At 32.6% G+C, this 8,346-nt stretch carries 7 protein-coding genes and 1 pseudogene; 6 read left to right on the top strand and 2 right to left on the bottom strand.

From position 1 onward, the window contains the following. From Q0616_RS08580 to Q0616_RS08555, 6 genes are all read left to right on the top strand, one after another. A partial coding sequence (locus Q0616_RS08580) for a patatin-like phospholipase family protein (RefSeq protein ID WP_298776492.1) occupies positions 1-2,174 on the top strand: 2,174 nt, incomplete at its 5' end. Between the two features lie 4 nt (positions 2,175-2,178). Then, entirely contained in the window at positions 2,179-2,604 is a 426-nt protein-coding gene (gene ybeY / locus Q0616_RS08575) for an rRNA maturation RNase YbeY (protein ID WP_171622932.1), read from the top strand. 54 nt (positions 2,605-2,658) lie between these two features. Next, a complete protein-coding gene (gene mnmG, locus Q0616_RS08570; protein ID WP_225539534.1) occupies positions 2,659-4,530 on the top strand; it encodes a tRNA uridine-5-carboxymethylaminomethyl(34) synthesis enzyme MnmG in 1,872 nt (623 codons plus the stop codon). A 1-nt stretch (position 4,531) separates the two neighbouring features. Continuing rightward, positions 4,532-5,425, top strand: coding sequence for a class I SAM-dependent methyltransferase (locus Q0616_RS08565; RefSeq protein WP_298776488.1), 894 nt, complete (start codon positions 4,532-4,534; stop codon positions 5,423-5,425). A 127-nt stretch (positions 5,426-5,552) separates the two neighbouring features. Beyond that, positions 5,553-6,068: a lipocalin family protein gene (locus Q0616_RS08560; protein WP_298776485.1), complete on the top strand. Its 516-nt coding sequence runs from the start codon at positions 5,553-5,555 to the stop codon at positions 6,066-6,068. 26 nt (positions 6,069-6,094) lie between these two features. After that, positions 6,095-6,796: an OmpA family protein gene (locus Q0616_RS08555; RefSeq protein WP_284582932.1), complete on the top strand. Its 702-nt coding sequence runs from the start codon at positions 6,095-6,097 to the stop codon at positions 6,794-6,796. Positions 6,797-6,867: 71 nt separating this feature from the next. Here Q0616_RS08555 and Q0616_RS08550 read toward each other — a convergent pair whose 3' ends face one another. After that, positions 6,868-7,956, bottom strand: a complete 1,089-nt coding sequence (locus Q0616_RS08550) for a DUF6694 family lipoprotein (RefSeq protein ID WP_171623387.1) — start codon at positions 7,954-7,956, stop codon at positions 6,868-6,870. A 153-nt stretch (positions 7,957-8,109) separates the two neighbouring features. Then, a pseudogene (locus tag Q0616_RS08545) lies at positions 8,110-8,346 on the bottom strand (pirin family protein); the annotation flags it as partial.

Below are 8,346 nucleotides of genomic sequence, written 5' to 3'. Positions count from 1 at the left end.
TTTCAACCATTTCTTTTGCCCAAGAAACGAAGAACGATTCCACACGATTAAAAGTTGGCGTTGTATTGAGTGGTGGTGGCGCAAAAGGTTATGCACATGTTGGCGCTTTAAAGAAAATAGAAGAAGCTGGAATTAAGATTGACTATGTTGGAGGAACAAGTATGGGAGCGATTATCGGCGGCTTATATGCGGCTGGTTATACTCCCGATGAACTTCAAAAAATCATGTATCAACTGGATATTTCTTCTTTGATTACACAAAATAAAGACCGTGCAGAAATTCCTTTTTTTGAAAAAGCATACAAAGAAAAGTATATCTTAGAATTACCTTTTGATAAGTTCAAACTAACCATTCCAAATGCTTTTTCTAAAGGGCAAGGACCATTAGATTTATTAACATATCTACTACGCCCAGTTCACAATATCGACGATTTCAATCAACTTCCTACACCATTTGTTTGCATTGGAACAAATCTCGAAACTGGTGAAGAAAAAGTGTTTCGTTCAGGATTTTTACCTCGCGTAATTTTAGCTTCTGGCGCTTATCCTACCATGTTGGATCCTGTTACAATTGACGGAAAAATTTATGTTGATGGCGGCGTTGTCAATAATTTCCCTGTCAAAGAAGTAAAAGAAATGGGTGCCGATATCATTATCGGAGTCGAGCTTGGAGATGGTTTGCAAAAGGGTGAAGACCTCAATTCAGCGATTGATATTTTGAGTCAAATTATGACGATGAGCATCGTTAAAAAAACAGATGAACAAAAGAAATTAGTTGATCTTTTAATTAAACCTGAATTGAAAGAATATTCTGTGACGAGTTTTGATGAAGTAGATTCCATCTACAACAGAGGTCTTATCGCTTCAGAAAAAGTGTTTGATCAATTGAAAGAAATTGCTCAAAAACAACATGCATCCAAAACTCAAAGAAATGAAATAAAATTGGATGATTATGTTTTGGTAAAAAATATCGAGGTTGAAGGTTTGAAAAATTTTAACAAGAATTACATAGAAGGTAAATTAGGGATTCGAACTCCCGAAATAATAAAATACGATGATTTAAAATTTGGAATTTCGAAGTTATATGCTTCAGGAAACTTTAATAATATTACGTATAAAATTTCAGAAATCGAAGATGATGAAAATTTATTAACCTTAAAAGTTCAAGAAAATAAGACCAAACAATCAATTCGTTTCGGATTACATTACGATGATTTATTCAAAACAGGGTTACTTTTGAACTTTACGTCTAAAAATTTATTTGTCAAAAACTCGGTACTTTCAGCTGATGTTGTCGTTGGGGATTATGCTCGATATAACATCAATTTTTTCATTGACAATGGATATTTACCAAGTATTGGTTTCAACTCTTTTTCACATTATTTTGATAAAGAAATTGACCTCAGAAACTTCTTTGGTCAAGATAATATTTATAAAAAAGTCAATTACAATTTTAGAGAATACATCAATCAAATCTACATTCAATCTACAATCAAAGAAAAATATGCGATTGGTGTTGGCTTAGAACATCAATATACGAAGGTTTTTACAAACAACTATATTACGAAAAACGAAGATTTTCCAGCAAAATCAGAAGGTTATTATTGGAAAGCATATGGCTACATCAAAGCAGATAACCGAAACAATGCTAATTTTGCACGAAGTGGTTTAAAATTTGATGGAAGTTTCAAGTATTTATTTGATTCTAATGTTAATGGATTCGAAAATAACTATTTATTAGAATCAAGTTTAGAGGCAAATTTTCCGTTAAATAATTTCCTAAGTTACAGATTTACTGCTAACTTTGGAACCTTTTTCAACGATAATGTAACGATACCTCAGAAATTTTATATTGGAGGTTATGTTGAACAAGATTTTTTCAATTACACAAAGTTTTATGGGCTTCCTTTTGGCTCTGCGATTGGCGACAATCAATTGTTATTTGGGTCTCATTTGCAAGCTCGAATTTTGAAAAATCATTACACAAGTCTGTTTATGAATATCGCAAATATCACCGACAGATTTGAGCAATTAAGTTTAACCGATTACAAATATCTTGGATATGGCGTTACCTATGGCTACGATAGTCCATTAGGACCTTTAAATTTCATTTGGAGTTATTCGCCTTATACCAAAAAAGGATTATTTAATTTAAGTTTAGGTTACTGGTTTTAGAACAATGATAGAATTATTTTACGAAACAGATTTTGAGTTAAAAGATGCTCAAACTTGGATAGATTGGATCGTAGAGAGTATGCGAAATGAAGGAAAAACAATAGAAGATTTAAACTATATTTTCTGTGATGATGAATACTTACTTCAAATTAATCGACAATATTTGGATCACGATTATTATACAGATGTTATCGGTTTCGATAATTCTATTGAAGACGAATTGATGGGTGATATTTTTATTAGTATCGAAAGAATAAAAGATAATGCAGAGCAGAATAATGTCTCTTTTGAGAATGAATTGGCTCGTGTTGTGATTCATGGAATATTACATTTCGCTGGTTATATGGATAAAGAACCAGAAGAAAAAGAATTGATGACTACAAAAGAAAATTACTATTTAGAAACGTTTAGTCACTATCTAAATTCATAATGTTCCACGTGGAACATTTATTATTTTAACAAGAAAAATAAGTTTACAAATCAAATGATATTTCAATCAGAATATGATGTAATTGTAGTAGGTGGTGGTCACGCTGGTGCTGAAGCAACAGCTGCAGCTGCCAATTTAGGAGCTAAAACACTCCTTGTTACAATGAACTTACAAACAATCGCACAAATGTCTTGTAATCCTGCTATGGGTGGAATTGCAAAAGGACAAATCGTTCGCGAGATAGATGCTTTGGGTGGATACTCAGGTATTATTACAGATAAAACGATGATTCAATTCAAAATGTTGAATCAATCAAAAGGTCCTGCGATGTGGTCACCACGAGCTCAATCTGACCGCATGCGTTTTGCCGAAGAATGGCGCTTATCATTAGAAAGAACAGAGAATGTTGATTTCTTTCAGGATATGGTTAAAAACTTAATCGTAGAGAATGGTAAAGTTTGTGGAGTGATTACAGCGATGGGAATGAAAATTCGTTCTAAAACTGTTATCTTAACAAATGGAACTTTCCTAAATGGTTTGATCCATATCGGAGAAAAACAATTTGGAGGTGGACGTATGGGAGAATCTGCAGCATTCGGGATAACAGAACAACTCGTTGATTTAGGTTTCGAAGCTGGCCGAATGAAAACAGGAACACCTCCACGTGTTGATGGTCGATCAATTGATTATTCGAAAATGATTGAGCAACCAGGAGATGAAAACCCGTCTAAATTTTCGTATACCAATACGCCAAAATTAACCAAACAACGCTCTTGTTGGATTACCTATACCAATCAAGAAGTACACGATTTATTACGCGAAGGATTCGATCGTTCTCCAATGTTTAACGGTACAATCAAATCAACTGGACCAAGATACTGTCCATCGATAGAAGATAAAATTAACCGTTTTGCAGACAAAGATCGTCACCAAATATTTGCAGAACCTGAAGGTTGGCATACAATGGAATTCTATATAAATGGATTTTCGACATCGTTACCTGATGATATTCAAGCAAGAGCTTTACGATCTGTACCTGGTTTTGAATATGCAAAAATTTTACGCCCTGGCTATGCCATCGAATATGATTATTTTCCACCAACACAATTAAAACATACGTTAGAAACAAAGTTGATTGATAACTTGTATTGTGCAGGTCAAATAAACGGAACAACTGGTTATGAAGAGGCAGCATCTCAAGGATTAATGGCGGGAATAAATGCAGTGTTGAAAATTCAAGAAAAAGATCCGTTTATCTTAAACCGTAACGAAGCATATATTGGTGTTTTAATCGATGATTTGATTACAAAAGGAACAGAAGAACCTTATCGCATGTTCACTTCTCGAGCTGAATATCGAATCTTATTGAGACAAGATAATGCAGATGAACGTTTGACAAGAAAGGCTTTTGACATTGGTTTAGCTTCTGAAGATCGTTTGAAAAGAATGGAAGAAAAGTTTGATAAAGCTGAAAAACTTGTTCACTATTTCGAAGAAAATTCGATCAAACCTCAAGAAATAAATGAGGTAATAGAAGAACGAAATGGGACTCCATTGAAGCAACCAAATAAAATGATTTCTGTTATTTCTCGTCCGGAATTAAAGCTTTCTGATTTCACAAAATTAAACCGTGTGAAAGAATATATTGATTCTAATGAATATGATGACGAAGAATTAGAACAAACAGAAATTCAAATAAAATATAAAGGATACATCAAAAAAGAACAACAGAATGCTGACAAGTTGCATCGATTAGAAAATCTTAAAATTCCAGCTGATACGGATTACAGTATTTTTGGATCAATGTCTATCGAAGCACGCCAAAAATTGGCAAAAATAAAACCAGCTACTGTTGCTCAAGCTTCAAGAATTAGTGGTGTATCACCAGCAGATATTAGTGTATTATTAATTTACATGGGAAGATAATATGGAAAATGTTCCACGTGAAACATCTCAAGAAAATCCTTCTTTTGAAGGATTTTCTGGTATTAAGAAATTAGATTTAAACGATTATTTTTTAACTGGAGAAAACTTCGAATTGTTTGAAGATTCCAAAACAGGCGTTTTATATACTCTCCCCCAGCCTATCGAAAATTTGGGTAAATATTACGAAAGTAAAAACTATATTTCCCATACCGATGGAAAAAAATCTATTTTCGAACGTTTTTACCAAATAGCAAAATCAATCAATCTGAACAACAAATTAGAATTGATTCGGAATATTTCAACAGGTAAAAAGATATTGGATTACGGCTGCGGAGTTGGAGACTTTTTAGAACATTTACAAAAAAATGGTTACGATGTTTTAGGCATGGAACCAAACGACTCTGCGCGTAGAATTGCTCAATCTAAAATTGGAGTTGAAAAAGTTACTTCTACAGAATTAGAACAGAATAATCAGAAATATGATATCATAACGCTGTGGCATGTTTTAGAACATATTCCAAATTTGAATGAAATCATTCATTTGTTAAAAAAACATCTAAACGAAAATGGTCGATTAATAATTGCTGTACCAAATCATCAATCATACGACGCAGCTTATTACGGAAAATATTGGGCAGCTTATGATGTACCTAGACACCTGTGGCATTTCTCTGCAACAAGCATGCATAAACTTTTTAACAACTTTGGTATGAAAATTGAATCTACTCATCCGATGAAATTAGATTCGTTTTATGTGAGTCTACTTTCTGAAAAATATAAAGGAAATAAATTAGGTTTTTTGAACGCTATTAGAGTTGGTTTAAAATCAAATGCGAAAGCAAAGAAAACGGGAGAATATTCTTCTTTAATCTATGTAATCAAAGCCGAAAATTAAAATAAGCTCTTTTAAGCTATCTTTTATAAGCCAATTGAGCATTATGACCTTTTTATTAAATAAATTAGAGAAAACTAATTTATAAAAGCCATTTTTTGAACTATAATCATAAATAAAATAAATAGCTATGAAAAAAAATATTTTATTATTTGGAATATGCGCTTCTGCATTCTTAACTTCTTGTGCATCTACAACTGTTGCAAAACAAGAAATTGAAACAGGTAAAGAAGTGAGAGGAACATGGACATTAACAAATGTTGACTACGAAGGTCTAACAACGAATGAAGTTCAGGGTAATGTAAAAGTTACGGATGCCGTTTCAAGAGTTTTTGATACTGCAAATCCAGAATGTTACGAAGGTTCTACTTGGAACTTGGTCCAAAACAATAAAAAAGGAACGTATACATTTAATAACGCAGGTGGAGATTGTCCTTCAGGAACAGCAAACATTATTTGGAATTTACAACAAGATGGCTCTACAACTTATTTTATTTTCAAAGATGTAACAGGAATCAAGGCCAAACAAAATACAGCTGGATACAAAATGCGTGTAGATTATGTTGATGCAAATTCGATGAGATTAGTACAAGATATTAATGCAAATGGTAAAATTGCACAAGTAATTTATAACTTCCAACGTTAATCAACAATTTAAAAAATTTAGAAATTATGAAAAAAATAAATACAAAAATAACTGCAATCGTATTAGGAGGTTCATTTATCATGTCTTCTTGTACAGCAGTACAAAACGCAAATAACACTCAAAAAGGTGCTGGTATTGGTGCTGTTGGTGGAGCTGTGATTGGTGGTATCTTAGGAAATAATATTGGTAAAGGTGGTAACACTGCTTTAGGTGCTGTAATAGGTGCTGCAGTTGGTGGAGCCGCTGGTGGTGTTATTGGTAATAATATGGATAAACAAGCACAAAAAATTGAAGAAGTTTTACCAGGTGCTGAAGTTGTAAGAACAGAAGAAGGAATTAACCTAATTTTAGATGAAAAATCTAAAGTTACTTTCGAATATAATAAAGCTTCTTTAACTGCTGTTGCTAAATCGAATTTAGATAAATTGGTAGAAGTTTTCAACGAATATCCTGATACAGATTTATTAATCGTTGGACACACAGATAACGTAGGTTCGCAAGGATATAACTTACCATTATCACAGAAACGTGCACAATCTGTAAAAGATTATTTAGTTGTAAAAGGAATATCTTCTTCTCGTTTAACATCAAAAGGGAAAGGTTTAGAAGAACCAATCGCAGACAATTCAACTGCAGAAGGACGTGCTCAAAACCGTCGTGTTGAGATTGCGATTACAGCAAATGAAAAAATGAAAGCTGACGCTGCTAAAGAAGCAAATGGTCAATAATCATTTATATTATAAAACAAGAAAAGCGTTCAGCTATTGAACGCTTTTTTTATGTTTACAAAGGTTTAAACTTATTTAAAATTAACCACAAACCATTTGTTATTGATCTTTTCTAACGTTACTTGATACGTTTTAGAAGATTGATCTTTTAAGTTCGCTTGCACTTCTACTAAAGCTACTTTTTCATCAGCATCTAAAACTTTTGCATCTTTTATTGTTGCTTGCTCTAAATTTTTAATGCCTTCATCAGAAGAAAATTTTTGATAGGTATTCCATTCTCCATTTCTTGTTAAAGCAAAAGCGCCAGAATAATTTTTCTTCGATAAATTTGTCATAAAACGATTCGACAAAGACTTCACCATTCCTGCTTCTTTACTTACATCAATAGGCACATCTTCTAAAGAAACAGAATCTACAACTACTGCACCAATCAAATTAATTGGCACTTTTACCGCCTTACGATTGGTTAAATAACGTTCAGAATTAGGAATACGAACTAAAATATCTAAACGATCATTCTTTATCTTTGAAGCATCCAAAGAAGCATATTTAATCGTAATTGTATTCTTTCTGTATAAATCATCCAATGAATTTGGATCAATCGTAGAACGGAAAGTATACACAATATTACCAGAATTAAAAACTTCTACAGTTGCTGTTACAGCTTGATCCAATTGAATTTCTTCTCCTTGCGCATTATAAAAAAACGGCGATATAGAAATACCCGTATCATCTTGTTTTACACTAAAATCAAAACGCTGAACATTTGAAGTTGGTTCTGTTGGCGTTTCTATAACTTCTACCGCTTCTGGCTTTGGAATTCCATTCACCAAAGGAACTTGATTTCTATTCCAAGTAAACTTATTCTGTAAAGCTACTTTCTCTGCAATATCAAAAACTTCATCAACCGTTTTTCCATCTAACAACGTACGAACAATTCCCCAACGAGCTTCATTATCCATGGTTGGACTTGTGTTATACTCAAAAATAATTTGTAAGGCTTCTTTAAACTTATCTTGTTGCATAACAGGTAATGCTTTCGAGATTTTGTCTACTGTCTCGCTAAAAGTTTGCGCTGAAGAAGAATCTATTTCGATGTTATCATTCTTACAACTGATAATCATTAAAGCGAAAGAGACAATGATGAATAAACGTTTCATATAGTATGGATTAATACGTTTTAAGTTAAAGTTTTATCAGCAGTAAATATACTAAATACTTGTATTGAATAGTTTTTTTTTGAACAAAAAAAAAGCAGACTCCCAAAACGAAATCTGCTTTTAATATAAAACAACTAAAACATGAAAAAAATTTTAAATCTTCATTGGAACTTCAATGAACATTAATCGTGATCCTTTCGATACATTAAACGTAAACTCATTTACATCTTGTATCTCAACAACATCTCTTCTTGCTAATGTATTTCCATCAAACTCCACTTCACCTTCTACTACCATAAAGAAAACTCCGTTTCCTTCCTTTTGTACTTTATATGTTTCTGTTACATCTTCTGTGTAATTTCCTAAAAAAATCCAAGCATCTTGATGAAT

This window comes from uncultured Empedobacter sp. (assembly GCF_937930195.1).
In the GTDB taxonomy this organism is placed as follows: Bacteria; Bacteroidota; Bacteroidia; order Flavobacteriales; family Weeksellaceae; genus Empedobacter; species Empedobacter stercoris.
Note: the sequence above shows the minus strand (reverse complement) of the source record. Positions and strands in the feature narration are given on the sequence as shown.